This is a genomic window from Lentisalinibacter salinarum, assembly GCF_040706555.1.
Taxonomy (GTDB): Bacteria; Pseudomonadota; Gammaproteobacteria; order Steroidobacterales; family Woeseiaceae; genus Lentisalinibacter; species Lentisalinibacter salinarum.
In genome coordinates, this window is sequence record NZ_JAPDRH010000002.1 from 1,445,023 (window position 1) to 1,461,660 (window position 16,638).

11 protein-coding genes are annotated in these 16,638 nt (G+C 70.5%); 5 read left to right on the forward strand and 6 right to left on the reverse strand.

What is annotated here, in order from left to right; genetic code table 11:
- Nucleotides 1-93: 93 nt before the first annotated feature.
- Together gltB and ACJMKZ_RS09815 are read left to right on the forward strand one after the other, a co-directional pair.
- Nucleotides 94-4,563, forward strand: coding sequence for a glutamate synthase large subunit (gene gltB / locus ACJMKZ_RS09810; protein WP_405233005.1), 4,470 nt, complete (start codon nucleotides 94-96; stop codon nucleotides 4,561-4,563).
- A gap of 9 nt (nucleotides 4,564-4,572) precedes the next feature.
- Nucleotides 4,573-5,982, forward strand: a complete 1,410-nt coding sequence (locus ACJMKZ_RS09815; protein ID WP_405233006.1) for an FAD-dependent oxidoreductase — start codon at nucleotides 4,573-4,575, stop codon at nucleotides 5,980-5,982.
- Here the strand turns inward: ACJMKZ_RS09815 and ACJMKZ_RS09820 are convergent.
- The gene (locus ACJMKZ_RS09820; protein WP_405233007.1) at nucleotides 5,964-7,940 is read right to left on the reverse strand and encodes an ATP-binding protein; all 1,977 of its coding nucleotides are present in this window, start codon (nucleotides 7,938-7,940) and stop codon (nucleotides 5,964-5,966) included. The genes ACJMKZ_RS09815 and ACJMKZ_RS09820 overlap by 19 nt on opposite strands.
- Nucleotides 7,941-7,976: 36 nt before the next feature.
- Nucleotides 7,977-8,666, reverse strand: coding sequence for a proteobacterial dedicated sortase system response regulator (pdsR, locus tag ACJMKZ_RS09825; RefSeq protein ID WP_405233008.1), 690 nt, complete (start codon nucleotides 8,664-8,666; stop codon nucleotides 7,977-7,979).
- A 185-nt stretch (nucleotides 8,667-8,851) separates the two neighbouring features.
- Between pdsR and ACJMKZ_RS09830 the strand changes: the two genes are divergently transcribed.
- Nucleotides 8,852-10,972: a marine proteobacterial sortase target protein gene (locus ACJMKZ_RS09830; RefSeq protein ID WP_405233009.1), complete on the forward strand. Its 2,121-nt coding sequence runs from the start codon at nucleotides 8,852-8,854 to the stop codon at nucleotides 10,970-10,972.
- Nucleotides 10,962-11,564: a class GN sortase gene (locus ACJMKZ_RS09835; RefSeq protein ID WP_405233010.1), complete on the forward strand. Its 603-nt coding sequence runs from the start codon at nucleotides 10,962-10,964 to the stop codon at nucleotides 11,562-11,564. Before ACJMKZ_RS09830 ends, ACJMKZ_RS09835 begins: the two co-directional genes overlap by 11 nt.
- Here the strand turns inward: ACJMKZ_RS09835 and ACJMKZ_RS09840 are convergent.
- Complete coding sequence (locus tag ACJMKZ_RS09840; RefSeq protein ID WP_405233011.1) at nucleotides 11,506-12,048, reverse strand: NUDIX domain-containing protein; 543 nt, start codon at nucleotides 12,046-12,048, stop codon at nucleotides 11,506-11,508. The genes ACJMKZ_RS09835 and ACJMKZ_RS09840 overlap by 59 nt on opposite strands.
- Nucleotides 12,045-12,491: an SRPBCC family protein gene (locus ACJMKZ_RS09845; RefSeq protein ID WP_405233012.1), complete on the reverse strand. Its 447-nt coding sequence runs from the start codon at nucleotides 12,489-12,491 to the stop codon at nucleotides 12,045-12,047. Before ACJMKZ_RS09845 ends, ACJMKZ_RS09840 begins: the two co-directional genes overlap by 4 nt.
- Before the next feature lie 101 nt (nucleotides 12,492-12,592).
- Between ACJMKZ_RS09845 and ACJMKZ_RS09850 the strand changes: the two genes are divergently transcribed.
- Entirely contained in the window at nucleotides 12,593-13,957 is a 1,365-nt protein-coding gene (locus ACJMKZ_RS09850; protein WP_405233013.1) for an MATE family efflux transporter, read from the forward strand.
- Between the two features lie 69 nt (nucleotides 13,958-14,026).
- Here ACJMKZ_RS09850 and ACJMKZ_RS09855 read toward each other — a convergent pair whose 3' ends face one another.
- Together ACJMKZ_RS09855 and ACJMKZ_RS09860 are read right to left on the reverse strand one after the other, a co-directional pair.
- Nucleotides 14,027-15,415, reverse strand: coding sequence for an MATE family efflux transporter (locus tag ACJMKZ_RS09855; protein ID WP_405233014.1), 1,389 nt, complete (start codon nucleotides 15,413-15,415; stop codon nucleotides 14,027-14,029).
- The gene (locus ACJMKZ_RS09860) at nucleotides 15,405-16,505 is read right to left on the reverse strand and encodes an acyl-CoA dehydrogenase family protein (protein WP_405233168.1); all 1,101 of its coding nucleotides are present in this window, start codon (nucleotides 16,503-16,505) and stop codon (nucleotides 15,405-15,407) included. The genes ACJMKZ_RS09855 and ACJMKZ_RS09860 overlap by 11 nt, the downstream gene beginning before the upstream one ends.
- Between the last annotated feature and the right edge of the window lie 133 nt (nucleotides 16,506-16,638).

Consider the following 16,638-nt stretch of genomic DNA (forward strand, 5'->3'; position numbering starts at 1 on the left):
GTCCGGCGCGGACCCGAGCCCCCATCACCAGAAACCCGGTCCGGAGCGCATCTCTCACGGTGCCGGCTCCGGACCCTTGCGCCAGGTGTAGCCATGACCAAGCCGACCGAAGGATCGCTCTACGATCCCGCCTTCGAGCGGGACAGCTGCGGGTTCGGGCTGATCGCCAACCTCGACGACGAGCCGAGCGCGTGGGTCGTGGAGACCGCCGTGGGGGCGCTCAAGCGCCTCACCCACCGCGGTGCGGTGGCGGCGGACGGCAAGACCGGCGACGGCTGCGGCCTGCTGCTGAAGAGGCCGGACCGTTTCCTGCGGGGCGTCGCCGCCGACGCCGGCATCGAACTGTCCCAGCGTTATGCCGCGGGCACGGTCTTCCTGCACCGCGACGCCGATCTGCGCGAGCGCGGTCGGCAACGGCTGGAGGAGGAAGTGACACGCGCTGGCCTGGTACCGGCCGGCTGGCGCGACGTGCCGGTGGACACCTCCGTCTGCGGCGACGAGGCGCTGCGCACGCTGCCGCACATCGCGCAGCTGTTCGTCAACGCGCCCGCCGGCATGGCGCGGGCGGCATTCAACCGCAAGCTGTTCATCGCCCGGCGTCGCGCGGAGAACGCGCTGGCCGACACCGACGACTGCTTCTATGTGGCGAGCCTCTGCGCCAACACGATCTCGTACAAGGGCATGGTGATGCCGGCGGCACTGCCGGTCTTCTACCCGGACCTGCGCGATCCGCGCATGGAGACCTCGGTGGCCGTATTCCACCAGCGCTTCTCCACCAACACCTGGCCCCAGTGGCGGCTCGCCCAGCCGTTCCGGCTGCTCGCCCACAACGGCGAGATCAACACCATCCGCGGCAACCGCAACTGGGCGCGTGCGCGGGCGGCCAACTTCACCTCCGAGAAGCTGCCCGACGTCTCCGACCTGATGCCGCTGGTCTCGCTGTCCGGTTCCGACTCCTCCAGCCTGGACAACATGCTGGAGGTGATGCTGGCCGGCGGCATGGACGTGCTGCAGGCCATGCGCATCCTGATCCCGCCCGCCTGGCAGGGCATGGACGACATGGACCCGGACGTGCAGGCGTTCTACGAGTTCTTCGGCTGCCACATGGAAGCCTGGGACGGGCCGGCCGGCATCGTGCTGACCGACGGGCGCTATGCGGCCTGCACGCTGGACAGGAACGGCCTCAGGCCCGCCCGCTACGTGCTCACCCGCGACCGCCACCTCACCGTGGCATCCGAGGTGGGCGTGTACGAGTACGACGCAGCGAACGTCGTCAGGAAGGGCCGCCTCGGTCCCGGCGAGATGCTGGCCGTGGATCTCGAGACCGGCGAACTGCTCGACACCCACCGCATTCACGACATGCTGAAGACGCGCGCGCCGTACAAGCGCTGGCTGAAGCAGGGAGTGCGCTACCTGGACTCCGAGCTGGTGGACGTGCACATGGCGGCGGAGCCCTTCGACACCCGCACGCTGGCCCGCTACCAGAAGATGTTCAACCTCACCGCCGAGGAGCGGAACGAGGTCATCCGCGTGCTGGCCGAGGCCCAGGCGGAGGCAGTGGGCTCCATGGGCGACGACACGCCCATGCCCGTGCTGTCGCGGCAGGTGCGGCCGCTGTTCGACTTCTTCCGCCAGCAGTTCGCCCAGGTGACCAACCCGCCCATCGATTCGCTGCGCGAGCGCATCGTGATGTCGCTGCAGACGAACATCGGCCGGGAGTGCAACCTGTTCGAGCTCGGCCCCGAGCACGGCCACCAGGTCATCATGAACTCGCCGGTGCTGTCCCAGCGCAAGCTGCGCCAGCTCGTGAGCGAGGACATGTTCGCCGACTCCACCGAATTCATCGACCTGAACTATCCCCAGGACACGCCGCTGGCCGAAGCGCTGGACGACATCTGCGCGAAGGCCGCCGACGCCGTGCGCGGCGGCAAGCTGCTGGTGATGCTGTCGGACCGCTACATCCAGCGTGACCACATGCCGGTGCACTCGCTGCTGGCCACCGGCGCGGTGCACCATCACCTGGTGCGCCTGGGGCTGCGCTGCGACTGCAACATCATCGTGGAGACCGGCTACGCCCGCGACCCGCATCACTTCGCCTGCCTGATCGGCTACGGTGCGACGGCGGTATACCCCTACCTCGCCTACCAGTGCCTGCACGACATGGTGCGCCGGGGCCACGTGGACACCCGCCGGGAGAGCGCCCAGCAGCTCGGCCGCAGCTACCGCCGCGGCATCCGCAAGGGCCTGTTCAAGATCATGTCCAAGATGGGCATCTCGGCCATCTCGAGCTACCGGGGCGCCCAGCTGTTCGAGATCGTGGGCCTCGGCGATGAGGTGGTGGAGCGCTGCTTCCGCGGCACCGTCAGCCGTGTGCAGGGCGCGAACTTCGCCGACCTGCACGAGGACCAGACCCGGCTTTCGGAGCTCGCCTTCAACGACCTCGCCCCGGTGAATCAGGGCGGTCTGCTGCGCTACGTGCACGGCGGCGAATACCATGCCTACAACCCGGACGTGGTGGCCACGCTGCAGGCGGCCGTACGTACCGGCGACTACGAGCGCTACCGCAGGTACGCGCGCCTGGTGAACGAGCGGCCGGCGGCGGCGTTCCGCGATCTCATGCGGCTGAAGCCGACCGACAATCCGCTGACGGTGGACGAGGTGGAGCCGGAGGAGAAGATCCTGCCCCGCTTCGACAGCGCCGGCATGTCCCTCGGCGCGCTTTCGCCGGAGGCCCACGAGGCGCTGGCCATCGCCATGAATCGCCTCGGCGCCCGCTCGAATTCGGGCGAGGGCGGCGAGGACCCGGACCGCTACGGCACCGAGCGCATGTCCAAGATCAAGCAGGTGGCCTCGGGCCGCTTCGGCGTCACGGCGGAATACCTGGTGAACGCCGAGGTGCTGCAGATCAAGATCGCCCAGGGCGCGAAGCCCGGCGAGGGCGGCCAGCTGCCCGGCCACAAGGTGAACGAGATGATCGCCCGGCTGCGCTACGCCAAGCCCGGCGTCGGTCTCATCTCGCCGCCGCCCCATCACGACATCTACTCCATCGAGGACCTGGCCCAGCTCATCTTCGACCTGAAGCAGGTGAACCCGCAGGCGCTGGTATCGGTGAAGCTGGTGTCCGAGCCCGGTGTGGGCACGGTCGCCGCGGGCGTGGCCAAGGCCTACGCTGACCTGATCACCATCTCGGGCTACGACGGCGGCACCGGCGCGAGCCCGCTGACTTCGGTGAAGTACGCCGGCAGCCCGTGGGAACTGGGCCTGTCGGAAACCCACCAGGTGCTGCGCGCCAACGATCTGCGACACCGCGTGCGGCTGCAGACCGACGGCGGCCTGAAGACCGGCCTGGATGTGGTGAAGGCGGCCATCCTGGGCGCCGAGAGCTTCGGCTTCGGCACCGCGCCGATGGTGGCGCTGGGCTGCAAGTACCTGCGGGTCTGTCACCTGAACAACTGCGCCACCGGCATCGCCACCCAGAACGAGACGCTGCGCTCCAAGTACTTCATCGGCCTGCCCGACATGGTGGAGAACTTCTTCCGCTTCGTCGCGCGGGAAACCCGGGAGGTGCTGGCCTCCATCGGCGCGCACAGCCTGGAGGAGGTGATCGGGCGCACCGAGCTGCTGGAACTGCTGCCCGGCGAGACGCCCCGCCAGCGCCGCCTCGACCTCTCGCCCATACTCTCGGATGCCGGGCTGGCTGAGGACAAGGCGCGCTTCTGCATCGATCCGCGCAACGAGCCGTTCGACAAGGGCGAGCTGGCCGAACAGATGGTGGCCGACGTGCTGCCGGCCATCGAGTCGCTCTCCGGCGGCACGTTCCGCTACGAGATCCGCAACTTCAACCGTTCCATCGGCGCGCGGCTCGCCGGCGAGATCGCCCGGCGCCACGGCAACCTGGGCATGGCCGATGCGCCCATCGAGATCGAGCTGGAAGGCACCGCCGGCCAGAGCTTCGGCTGCTGGAACGTGGCCGGGCTGAATCTCACGCTGCAGGGCGACGCCAACGACTACGTGGGCAAGGGCATGACCGGCGGGCGCATCGTGCTGCGGCCGGCTCCGGGCGCCGGCTTCGTCGCGCGGGATACCGTGATCATCGGCAACACCTGCCTGTACGGCGCCACCGGCGGTGCCCTGTACGCCGCCGGCGTGGCGGGCGAGCGTTTCGCCGTGCGCAACTCCGGCGCCACGGCCATCGTGGAGGGCTCCGGCGACCATTGCTGCGAGTACATGACCGGCGGCGTCGTGGTGGTGCTCGGGCGCACGGGCGTGAACTTCGGCGCCGGCATGACCGGCGGCTTCGCTTACGTGCTGGACGAGGAGCGGGACTTCGTGGACCGCTACAACCACGAGCTGATCGACATCCACCGCATCACGCCGGAGAGCATGGAGGCGCACCTGCATCATCTGCGCGAGCTCATCGAGCGGCACGTCCGCTACACGGGCAGCGAGTGGGGCCAGGAGCTGCTGGAGGATTTCCGCACCTGGCTGCCGAAGTTCTGGGTGGTGAAGCCGAAGGCCGCTGAGCTCGGCTCGCTGATCGAATCGCTGCGCGAGGCGGCCTGAGGAAGGGTCATGGTAGAACGTCCGCTGCAATTCATGGAGATACCGCGCCGGGACCCGGACAAGCTGCCGGCCGAGGAGCGCATCACCAACTACCGGGAGATCTACGGCCAGTACACCGCCGAGGAGGCCGCCGACCAGGCCGGGCGCTGCATCAACTGCGGCAACCCCTACTGCGAGTGGAAGTGCCCGGTGCACAACTACATCCCGAACTGGCTGAAGCTGATCGACGAGGGCAACATCCTGGCGGCCGCCGAGCTCAGTCACCAGACCAATTCCCTGCCCGAAGTCTGCGGCCGGGTCTGCCCCCAGGACCGCCTGTGCGAGGGCGCCTGCACGCTGAACGACGGCCTCGGCGCCGTCGCCATCGGCAACATCGAGAAGTACATCACCGACGAGGCGCTGAAACTCGGCTGGCGCCCGGATCTCTCCCACGTCGAGCCCACCGGCAAGCGGGTGGCCATCGTGGGCGCGGGGCCGGCGGGTCTCGCCGCCGCCGACGTGCTCGCCCGCAACGGCGTCGCATCCGTGGTCTACGACGCCTACTCCGAGATCGGCGGCCTGCTGACCTTCGGTATCCCGCCGTTCAAGCTGGAGAAGGAAGTCGTGCGCAAGCGCCGCGAGATCCTGGAGGGCATGGGCGTCGAGTTCGTGCTGGAGACCCGCATCGGCGAGGACGTCCCGTTCGAGAAGCTGCTGGCCGACTACGACGCCGTGTTCCTCGGCATGGGCGCTTACACGTACGTGCGCGGCGGCTTCCCGGGCGAGGATCTGCCCGGCGTCCACGAGGCGCTGCCCTACCTCGTGTCGAACGTTTACCGGGAACTCGGCATGGGCCGGCGCTCGGAACCGCGCATCAGCATGGCCGGCAAGCGCGTGGTGGTGCTCGGCGGCGGCGACACCGGCATGGACTGCAACCGCACCGCCATCCGCCAGGGCGCGGCCAGCGTCACCTGCGCCTACCGGCGCGACGAGGAGAACATGCCGGGTTCCCGCCGCGAGGTGGTGAACAGCCGCGAGGAAGGCGTGACCTTCCTGTTCAATCAGCAACCCATCGAGATCGTGGGCGGCGACCAGGTCACCGGCGTGAAGCTGATCGAGACCCGCCTCGGCGAACCCGGGCCGGGCGGACGCCGCCGTCCCGAACCCGTGCCCGGCACCGAGCACATCCTGCCGGCGGACGCCGTGATCATCGCCTTCGGCTTCCGGCCGTCTCCGGCGGACTGGTTCGACGACTTCGAGATCCGTACCCGCCCGAACGGCCGGGTGTGGCTGAACGGCAGCCGCCATCCGTTCCAGACCTCCAACCCGAAGGTCTTCGCCGGCGGCGACATGGTGCGGGGCTCCGACCTGGTGGTCACCGCGGTGTTCGAGGGCCGGGAGGCGGCCAAGGGCATCGTCGACTACCTGTCTTCCGCCTGAGCCGTCAGCGGTATCTCCACCGCGAATACGACGCCGCTGCCGTCCGCCAGGTTGGCGGCGGCGATGCGTCCGCCGTGGGACTCGGCGATGAGGCGGGCGATGTAGAGACCCAGCCCCAGGTGGCTCGCCGTCCGGTCCGGCCGCACCGACACCAGCGAGTCGAAGATGCTCTCGCGCATGTGTTCGGGCAGCGGCGGGCCCGGGTTCTCCACGGTCAGCGTCACGCTGCCGCCGGCGGCAGCGACGCGGATGCCGATGCCGGCGCCGGGCTCGCTGAATTCCACGGCGTTGGCGACGAGCTTGTCCAGCATCTGCACCAGCAGTTCCGGCACGCCGGTGACCGGCGCTGCACCGGCGCTGCGGTCGAACCGGAATTCGCGCTCCGGGTAGGCCAGCGCGTAGCCTTCCGCCGCGGAGGCGGCCACTTCCGCCAGATCGAAGAACTCCGTCTCCGCGCCGGTCACCGCCTGCTCGGTGCGGCTGGCCTCGCTCATGGCGTTGAGGATGGCCTGCAGGCGGCGTGATCCCTCCCGCGCACGCACGGCATAGTCCTCCTGCTCTGGTGCGAGGCCCACGTCTTCCAGGTTATCCAGCGATGACGTCACCACCGCCAGCGGCGTGCGCAGCTCGTGGGAGAGCCGCGCGCCCAGCGTGCGCAGATACTCGTTGGTCTCCTGCACGCGGGCTAGCAGGCGCGAGAAGCTGCGCGAGAGGTCGCCGAGTTCGTCGCGGGCCGAGGCGCTGGGCAGTCCCGCGCGGATCTGACCGCTCGCGCCCATGGCCCGGTCGGCGGCCCGGCTGAGCCGGGTGATGCGCACCGACAGCCAGGTGGCATAGCCCAGCAGGGCGGCGGCCACCGCCAGCGTGGCGATGAGGGTCAGCGAGGTCAGCCGGGCCAGCGCCCGGTTGGTGAGGGTGAGGATGGCCGCGCTGGACTCCTTCATGACCACCGCGCCGATCACCCGGCCCTCGTGGCGCACCGGCGTCGCCGCGCTGACGACCGCCTGGCCGCTGCTTCTTGCGCGGCGCCACACGCTCTCCGGCGTGCCGTCCAGCGCGGCCCCGACCCAGGGCAGGGAGACGCGGCCGGTGGCGGGCTCGGGCGGCAGCGGCGGCACCGTCTCCCCGAGCAGCCGGCGGTACAGGCGCGTGGCGGCCGTGGGTTCCTCCGCGCGCCGGTCGCTGGCCAGGCCGCCGGCTTCGGCGAGACGCCAGCCCGCGGCGTCGGCCACGGCCAGCTCCAGGCCCGGCCGGGCATAGTTGCGCAGGAGCCCGGCAAGGGCGGGGGAAGGCGCGGCGAGCCGCCCCGGCCGGCCCGGCTCGTGGGTGGCCGCGAGCAGCCGTGAGCCGTCCGCGTCCAGCACGCGCACGCCCAGCCGGTTGCCCGCCAGTTCCCGCGGCAGGCGCACTTCCAGGTTGAAGCCGTCGGTGGTCGGCGTCCACCAGCCCTGCACCCGCGGCTCGGTCCGCTCTCCTTCGCCACGGATCTGCCGCGTCGCGGCCAGCGGGCCGGGCGCCACCGGCGAGAAGCGCCAGACCGGTGCGTCGGGCGCCAGCGCCAGTTCGATGCGCTTGCCGGCGGCGTCGCCGGCGGCGGTCACGTCCAGGAAGACATAGAGATGGCGCGCATTGCCGCCCACCAGCAGCCGCGCCGCGTCGCCGACCGCCACCGGTTCCGCTCCGCCCGGCGTCACCCAGTCGTCGGCGAACCCGTCCAGCACGGGCGTGCCCTCGATGGCGTGGGCATAGAGGGTGAGCGCGCCGGGCACCTCCGCCGACTCCGGGAACAGCGCGGGACGGTCCGCCAGCAGCGCGGCCAGGCTCTGGCCCGTGTCCAGCAGCAGCGTCTGCTGGCCCTGTCGCAGTGCCTCCTCCGTCTCGCGCAGGTACTGGCAGCCGGCCCAGGGCAGGGTCAGCGTGATGAGCCCTATGAGAGCGAGCTGCGATCGGAGGCCCATGGCGGAATCCTGGCCGGTGCCGATGCTGCCCGGCCGTCAGGCGGCGAGCCAGCGGTAGCCCACGCCGTAGACCGTATCGATGGCGCCGAACTCCGGGTCCAGCGACTGGAACTTCCGCCGGATGCGCTTGATGTGGGACGTGATGGTGTTGTCGTCCAGCACGACGCTGGCCGCGTCCATGAGCTGCTGACGGTTGCGCACGTGGCCCGGATAGCGGGCCAGCGCATGCACCAGCCAGAACTCGGTGAGCGTGAGCGGCACGGGCCGGCCCCGCCAGCGCACGGCCAGCCGGTCCACGTCGATCTCCAGCTCGCCGCGGCGGATGACGGTCTCGTCGCCGCCGCCGCTCACCGCCTCCAGGCGTCGGAACAGCGCGGCCACCCGGGCCAGCAGGTGGGGCAGGCTGATGTCCTTGGTGAGGTAGTCGTCGGCGCCGAGACGCAGGCCGGATATGGCGTCCAGCTCACTGTCCCGGGCCGTGAGGAACAGGATGGGGACGGCGGCGGACATGCCCCGCAGCTCCCGGCACAGCTCGAAGCCGCCCTCCACGTCGTCAGCCAGGTTCACGTCGATGATCACCAGGTCCGGCAGGCGCGCGTGGAAGGACTCCAGCGCCGAGTGTCGGTCGCCCCAGCCCTCCACCTCGTAGCCCTCCCGACGGAACGCGGCCGCGTAGTTCTCGCGGATGGCGGGCTCGTCCTCGACGATGGCGATGCGTCTTTTCACCGGCGGCTCCGTGGGATTGGCGACGGGGTCGCGACCGGCCTCGTGACGACCGTCGCGACAGGGGGAACGCCACAATTTGCCACATTCCGTCCGCGATGTGCCATGGAGCCGGCCGCGGCCCGCCCCGTTGCCCTGCTGCAATCGATGCCATGGGAAGTGAACAGGTATCCGGAGGAGGCAGGCCGATGAGACGCTCGGACACAGACAAGGCTACGGTGTGGCGGACGCAGGCGGCGGAGCCGGCGCCAGCGGCCGCCATTGCCATGGCGCTGGCAGGGATGCTGGCAAGGGCGGTGGCGACGGCGGCAGCGCTCGCCTGCCTGTTCCTGATCGCGGGGGTGGCCGCCGCGTCGCCCCTGGAGTGGCAGGGCGACGGCCGGGCGAGTGCCGCGCCCCATCTTTCTTCGTCGGTGCATCTGGAGGTGAGCGGACTGATCGCCCGGGTGCGGCTCACCCAGCGCTTCCGCAACGACCGGGACGGCTGGGTGGAGGGCGTCTATACCTTCCCTCTGCCCGCCGGTGCCGCCGTCGACGAACTCACCATGCGCTACGGCAGTACCGTGATAGAGGGCGAGATCCGGGAGAAGGCCGAGGCCGAGCGCGTGTATCGCGAGGCAAGGGAGGCCGGCCGTCGCACCGTGCTCGTGGACCGCCAGCGCCCGAACCTGTTCACCACCCGGCTGGCCAACGTGGGTCCGGGCGAGACCGTGGAGATCGAGATCGCCTGGCAGCAGGCCGTCGCCTACGACGACGGCGAGTACGGCCTGCATCTGCCATTGACGCTCACCCCGCGCTACATCCCGGGTCGTGCGCTCGAGCCCGGCGAGGGAGATCGCGACGGCGGCACCGATCAGGTGCCCGATGCCGGGGCCATCAGCCCGCCCATTGCCCCGACGATGGCCGCACGCTCCGACGGCCACCGCCTCACGCTGGAGGGCGTCATCGACGCCGGCGTGGAACTGGCCGCGGTCACCGGCCGCTACCATCGGCTGCGGACGGCCCGGGAATACCGGGCCTGGCGCATCGCCTTCGACGGTCGCGACGTGCCCATGGACCGGGATCTGGAGATCGCCTGGCGTCCCGTGCCCGGCGCCATGCCCGCCGCGACGCTCTTCCGCGGCACCGGCGAGGCGGGCGCCCGGACCTGGCTGCTGTTCTTCCAGCCGCCTCACGGCGAGGAGCCCCGCGGCGCTCCGCGACCGCCGCGGGAGCTGGTCTTCGTCGTCGACACCTCGGGTTCCATGCACGGCGCCTCGCTGGAGCAGGCGAAGGCGGCCCTGTCGATGGCGCTGTCGCGGCTGCGGCCGGAGGATCGGTTCAACGTCATCGAGTTCAACAGCCGCACCCGGGCCTTCTTCCCGGCGCCGGTGCCCGGCGAACGGCTGTGGAGGGAAGAGGCGCTGGCGCTGGTGGCGGACCTTGCGGCCGAAGGCGGCACCGAGATGGAGCCGGCGCTCGCCGCCGCTCTGCGTCCCGGGAGCTCGGGACGACTGCGCCAGATCGTCTTCATCACGGACGGCAGCGTCGGCAACGAACCGGCGCTGCTGGAGCTGATCCGCGCCCGGCTGGGCGCGTCAAGGCTGTTCACGGTGGCGATCGGTTCCGCGCCGAACCGGTGGTTCATGCGCAAGGCCGCCGAGGCGGGCCGGGGCTCGGCGCTGGTGATCGGCGACGCCGGCGAGGTAAGCGGGCGCATGGAGCGGCTGTTCCGCCGGCTCGAGCGCCCGGCCCTCACCGACATCACCGTGGACTGGCCGGCCGGCGCGGCCGCCGAGGTCTATCCCGCGCCGGTGCCCGACCTTTATCACGGCGAGCCGCTGATGGTGAGCGCGCGCTTCGAGCGGCCGCCGCCGCCGGGCGCCATGGTCACGGTGAGCGGCCGACAGGGGGACGGTTACTGGATGCGCCAGCTGGTGTTCGACGAGGCGCGGGCCTATCCCGGCATCGGCAAGCTCTGGGCGCGGGCGCGCATCGAGTCGCTGGAGGATGCGCGCCGCGCCGGCGCGCCGGAGGACCGCATCCGCGCCGAGATCGTGAGGACCGCGCTGGATCATCACCTGGTCAGCGGCTACACCAGTCTGGTGGCCGTGGACCGCAGCCCGTCGCGACCGCTCGGCTCCGGGCTGACCGAAGGCAGGGTTCCCTCCCTGCTGCCCCGGGGCCAGACGGCGGCCGTGTACAACCTGCCCGCCACCGGCACGGCCGCCCCGCTGCGCCGTGCGATCGGCCTCGTCTGCCTGCTCCTCGGCCTCGGCCTGCTCGTCGGGCTGCGCGTGCAGGACGTCAGGCGCTGCCGTGCGGCCTGAGCGCCTCGCCGTGGCCGCGGTGCTCGCCATCGGACTCTGGCAGCTGGGCGCGGGCGCCTGGCTGCCGCTGAAAGCCTGGGCGGCCCAGAGCCTGCTGCGCGAGGCCTGGGAGGAGACCCGGCAAGGGGCGCAGGCGGCACGCCCCTGGCCCTGGGCCGATACCTTTCCTGTGGCCCGGCTGGCCGCGATCGGCGGCATGGTGGACCTCGTCGTGCTGTCCGGCGGCAGCGGCCGCACACTCGCCTTCGGCCCCGGTCACCTGGAGGCCAGCGCGGCGCCGGGCGCGGTTGGCAACACCGTCCTGGTGGGCCACCGCGACACCCACTTCCGCTTCCTGGCCGAACTGGAGCCCGGTGACGAGCTGGAGCTGGAGATCGCCGACGGCCGCCGGTTGCGCTACCGGGTGACCGGCAGCGAGGTCCTGGACGCGCGCACGGACGGCATCGGTCTCGACCATCCGGCCGACCGGCTGACGCTGGTGACCTGTTATCCGTTCGACGCGGTGCGCCCGGGCGGCCCGCTGCGCTACCTGGTCACGGCAGAGAGGACGGCTGGCGGCCCAGCCACACCCGCAGCAGCCCGGCCGCGCTGATGGCGTCCGTGATCTCGCCGGCCATCACCATGCGCACCGCGTCCGCGAGCGGCAGCCGCCGGATCGCGAGCTTCTCGGTCTCGTCGAAGGCGGGCTCCCCTGCGGAGAGTTCTTCGGCGAGGAACACGAAACCGGACTCGTCCGTGATGGAGTTGCTGGTGTGCAGTCGCATCACCTCCTGCCAGCGCTCCGCGGTCAGGCCCGTCTCTTCCTGCAGCTCGCGCTGCGCCGCCTGCAGCGGTTCCTCGCCGCTGCAGCCGCCCATGGGGATCTCCCAGGACCACTCGCCCAGGGTGTAGCGCTGCTGGCCCACCAGCCAGGTATCGCCTTCGTCGGAGAGGGGCACGATGCCGATGGCCCGGTTCTTGAAATGGACGTGGCCGTAGCGGTTGTGCCCGCCGTTCGGGTTGACGACGTCGTCCTCGAACACCGTGATCCAGTCGTTCTCGTACACCGTCCGCGAGGTGAGTCGTTTCCAGGTCAAGACGAATCCTCCTGCTCGAGGAGCGCTTGCAGACGTGCCATGTCGCCGGCGATGCGCCGGCGCAGGGGGCCCTTCATGAAGGGTGCCAGCAGCCGCGCCCGGAGTCCCTGAAAACGGAACCGGCAGTGCACCGTCCAGACGGTCTCACCCTGCGCGGGACTCCCGAACCAGTGGCGGATGCGGCTGACGGCCTGTCCGCCCCGATAGGTGAACTCCAGCAACTCCGGCTCGCTGGAATCCGTGACGGTCTCCTCCAGCCGCACCTCCCTGCCGTTCTCGTCGTAGACCAGCTCGCAGACGCTGCCCGGCTCGCCGCGGCGCCCGCTGAGCGTGCGCACGTCCTTCAGCGTCGGCTGCCACGCGGGCAGGCTCCCGGGATCGGCGACCGCGGCCCGGACGGCGGGGATGTCACGGCGGATACGGCGGCTCAGTTCGATGTTCACGGGGTTCTCGGGGCACCGGGAGGCGGGAGGATAACAGCCGCCGCTGCCCGCGGCACTGCCATCGGTTACAGTAGCCGCCCCTGCGCGTTGGCGATCCTCTCATGCGGCAGCAGACAGCGAAGCTCACCGAAGGTCCGGTCGGCGGCCACCTGGTGGCGATGACGCTGCCGATGATGATCGGCATTTCGGCCACCATGGGCGTCTACCTGGTGGACACCTGGTTCGTGGGCCAGCTCGGGCCTGATCCGCTGGCCGCCATCGCGTTCACGTTCCCGGTGGTCTTCACGCTTTCATCGGTGGCCATCGGGCTCGGCGCGGGCACCTCCTCCGTGCTGGCCCGGGCCATCGGCGCCCATGACCCGGAGCAGGCCCGGCGCATCGCCACCGACGCCCTGGTGCTCGCCTTCCTGATCACGCTGGTGCTGGCGTTGATCGGGGCGTTCACCATCGAACCGCTGTTCCGCCTGCTGGGCGCCCCGGCGGACATGATCCCGATGATCCGCGACTACATGCTGGTGTGGTACGCCGGCATGGTGTTCGTGGTGGTGCCGATGGTGGGCATGGCCTCGCTGCGGGCGACGGGCGATGCGCGCATACCGGGCATGCTGATGATCGCCTCGGCGCTGCTTACGGCGGCGCTGGATCCGCTGCTGATCTTCGGCCTCGGTCCGTTCCCGCGTATGGAGCTTACCGGCGCGGCGGTGGCGGGGCTGATCGGCCGCGCCGCGGCTTTCGTGGGCGCCATCTGGGTGCTGCATTTCCGGCTCGGCCTGCTGACGCTGGATTGGCCCGGTCTTCCTGCCATTCGGGCCTCGTGGCGGCGCATCCTCCATGTCGGCCTGCCCGCGGCCGGTACCAACGCCATCATCCCTGTCAGCATCGGCGTGGTGACGGCCATGCTCGCCGACTACGGGCCGGAGGTGGTGGCGGGCTTCGGTGTGGCCAGCCGGGTCGAGGGCATGACGCTGATCACCTTCTTCGCCATGTCGGCCATCATCGGTCCCGTCGTCGGCCAGAACCTCTCGGCACGGAAGCCGGAGCGCCTGATCGAGGCGCTGTCCCTGTGCACCCGCTTCTGCCTCGGACTCGGCCTGGTGCTGGCGCTCGCGCTGGCCGTGTTCGGCCGGCCGCTGGCGGCGCTGTTCAGCGAGGAGCCCCGGGTGGTGACGGTGGCGGCCACCTATTTCCTGATCGTGCCGATCAGCTACGGCACGGCCGGCATGGTCATGGTGATGAACGCCTCGTTCAACGGCATGGGGCGGCCGCTGCCCGCGGTGGTGGTTTCCGTCATGCGCATGGTGGTCATCTATCTGCCGCTGGCGTGGGCGGGTTCAGCCCTGGCCGGTTACGCTGGCATCTTCGCCGCCTATGCCGCCGCCAACGTCATCTGCGGCATCGGCGCGTGGCGCTGGGCGGTGCGCGAGGTGGAGCGGCAGAAGGCGGACATGCTGCGAACCCCTGCCTGAGGGCGGCGGGTGGATCGCGCTGCGGTGCCGGTTCCGAGACGGCCATCTATCGCCATCTATCGCCACCTATCAGGCCGACCGGTCGTCGTAGCGCTGCGGCGTTGGCCACGGGTTTGCGACCACGCGGCGGTAGTACCAGTGCATGCCGATCCCCCGCGCGCCCATGAAGGCGACGAATGCGAACCACAGGCCGTGATTGCCCCAGGGCTGGGTGAGAAACCAGACCGGCACGAAGACGCCGAAGGCGGAGAGCACCATGATGTTGCGCATCTCCCGCGCCCGCGTGGCGCCGACGAAGACGCCGTCATAGAGGAAGCTCCACACCGAGACCACCGGGGAGGCCACCATCCAGGGCAGGTAGGTCAGGGCCCCCCGCACCACCTCCGGCAGTTCGGTGAGCAGGCGAATGATGGCGGGCCCGACGAGTGCGTAGAACAGCGAGAACGCCACCGCCACCGCCAGCGACCAGACCAGGCTGAGACGCACGGCCCTGCGCAGGTTTTCGCGGCTGCGCTCGCCCATGGCCTTCCCCACCAGGGCCTCGGCGGCGTGGGCCAGGCCGTCCAGGGCGTAGGAGAGCAGATACTGCAGGTTCAGCAGGATGGCGTTGGCGGCGAGCAGCACGTCGCCGAGGCGGGCGCTGCGGGCCGTCAGGAAACCCAGCGCGAATATCAGCGCCATCGTGCGCAGGAACAGGTTGCCGTTCACCGAGAAGAACGGCCCGTACCTGCCGATGCGGGTGAGCGCGGTTCGCTCGAAGCGGCCGGGCCAGCGCTTCAGTTCCCGCGCGACGAACGCGAGACCCACGGCCAGGCCCGTGAACTCCGCCACCACCGAGGCCAGCGCCACACCCTCGGTCTTCATGCCGAGCCCGACCACGAACACCAGGTCGAGCACGATGTTGATGAGGTTGATCACCAGCACGATGGCCAGCGGCACGCGGGCGTTCTGCAGGCCGATGAACCAGCCGACGATGGCGTAGTTGGCCAGCGTCGCCGGCGCGCTCCAAATGCGCACGTCGAAATACACGCGGGCGAACTCCGCCACCTCGGGGCCGGGTCCGAGCAGCGCCAGCGCGATGCTGCCGGCCGGCTGCTGCAGCGCGATCAGGACGAAGGCGATGGCCAGCGCGACGATGACCGCCTGGCCGATGCTGGTGCGCACGGCGGCACCGTCGCGGGCGCCGCAGGCCTGGGCGGCGAGTCCCGTCGTGCCCATGCGCAGGAAGTTCACGCCGGTGTAGAGGAAGCTGAAGATGGTGGCACCGACGGCCACCGCGCCGAGATACCAGGGCTCCTCGAGATGGCCCATCACGGCGGTGTCCACCATGCCGAGCAGCGGCACCGAGATGTTGGACAGGATCAGCGGCGCGGCGATGCGCCAGACGTCCCCGTGTGTGGGACCAGGGGTGGCAGGGCTCGCCGGGCCGGCGCCCGGCGCGTGCCCCTCAGAAGGCATTGATGCCGGTGAGTTCCTTGCCGATGATGAGCTGGTGGACGGTCTCGGTGCCCTCGTAGGTGATCACGCTCTCGAGATTCAGCATGTGGCGGATGGGCACGTACTCGGCGCTGATGCCGCTGCCGCCGAGGATGTCGCGGGCGTCCCGGGCGATGTCGAGCGCCATGCGCACATTGTTCCATTTGGCCAGCGACACCTGACTCGGTTGCAGCCGGCCGTTGTCCTTCAGCCGGCCGAGGCGGAGCGACAGCAGCTGCGCGGTGGTGATGCGCCGCGCCATGTCGGCCATGCGGATCTGGATGGTCTGGGTATGGTTCAGCGGCCGGCCGAACATCTCGCGGTCGGCCGTGTAGGCGAGCACTTCGGCGAGACAGGCCTGGGCGGCGCCGATGGCGCCCCAGGTAATGCCGTAGCGGGCCTGGGTCAGGCAGGACAGCGGCCCCTTCAGGCCCTTCACGCCCGGCAGCATGGCGGAGGCCGGCACCCGGACGTCGTCCAGGAACAGCGCGCCGGTGGAGGAGGCGCGCAGGGAGAACTTGTCGTGGATCTCCCGGGCCTCGAAGCCGGGCGTGTCCGTCTCGACGATGAAGCCGCGCACGCCCTCCGGCGTCATCGCCCAGATCACCGCCACGTCGGCGATGGGGGCGTTGGTGATCCACATCTTCGCGCCGTTCAACACCCAGTCGTCGCCGTCGCGCTTTGCGTGGGTCTTCATGTTGCCGGGGTCCGAGCCGCCCTGGGGCTCGGTGAGCCCGAAGCAGCCGATGGCCTCGGCAGACGCCAGCGCGGGCAGCCAGCGTTCCTTCTGCTCGTCGCTGCCGAAGGCGTGGATGGGATACATCACCAGGCTGGACTGCACCGAGACGAAGCTCCTCAAGCCGCTGTCGCCCCGCTCCAGCTGCTGGCAGATCAGGCCGTAGGAGACGCCGTTCAGGCCGGCGCAGCCGTAACCCTCTATGGAGCTGCCGAGCAGCCCCAGTTCGGCCACCTCCGGGATCAGGTCCCCCGGGAAGAGGTGTTTCTCGAAGCACTCCCTGATGACCGGCAGCACCCGGTCGTCGACGAAGCGGGCCACGGAGTCCCGCACCATGCGCTCCTCGTCGCCGAGTTCGGCGTCGACGTCGTAGAGATCGAGGGGGTCCAGCCGGTTGCGGCCGGCGCCTGAGCTGACGGGTTGTGTGCTGGCCACTGCCGGGCCTCCTGGGTGTGGGATTCGAACGGGC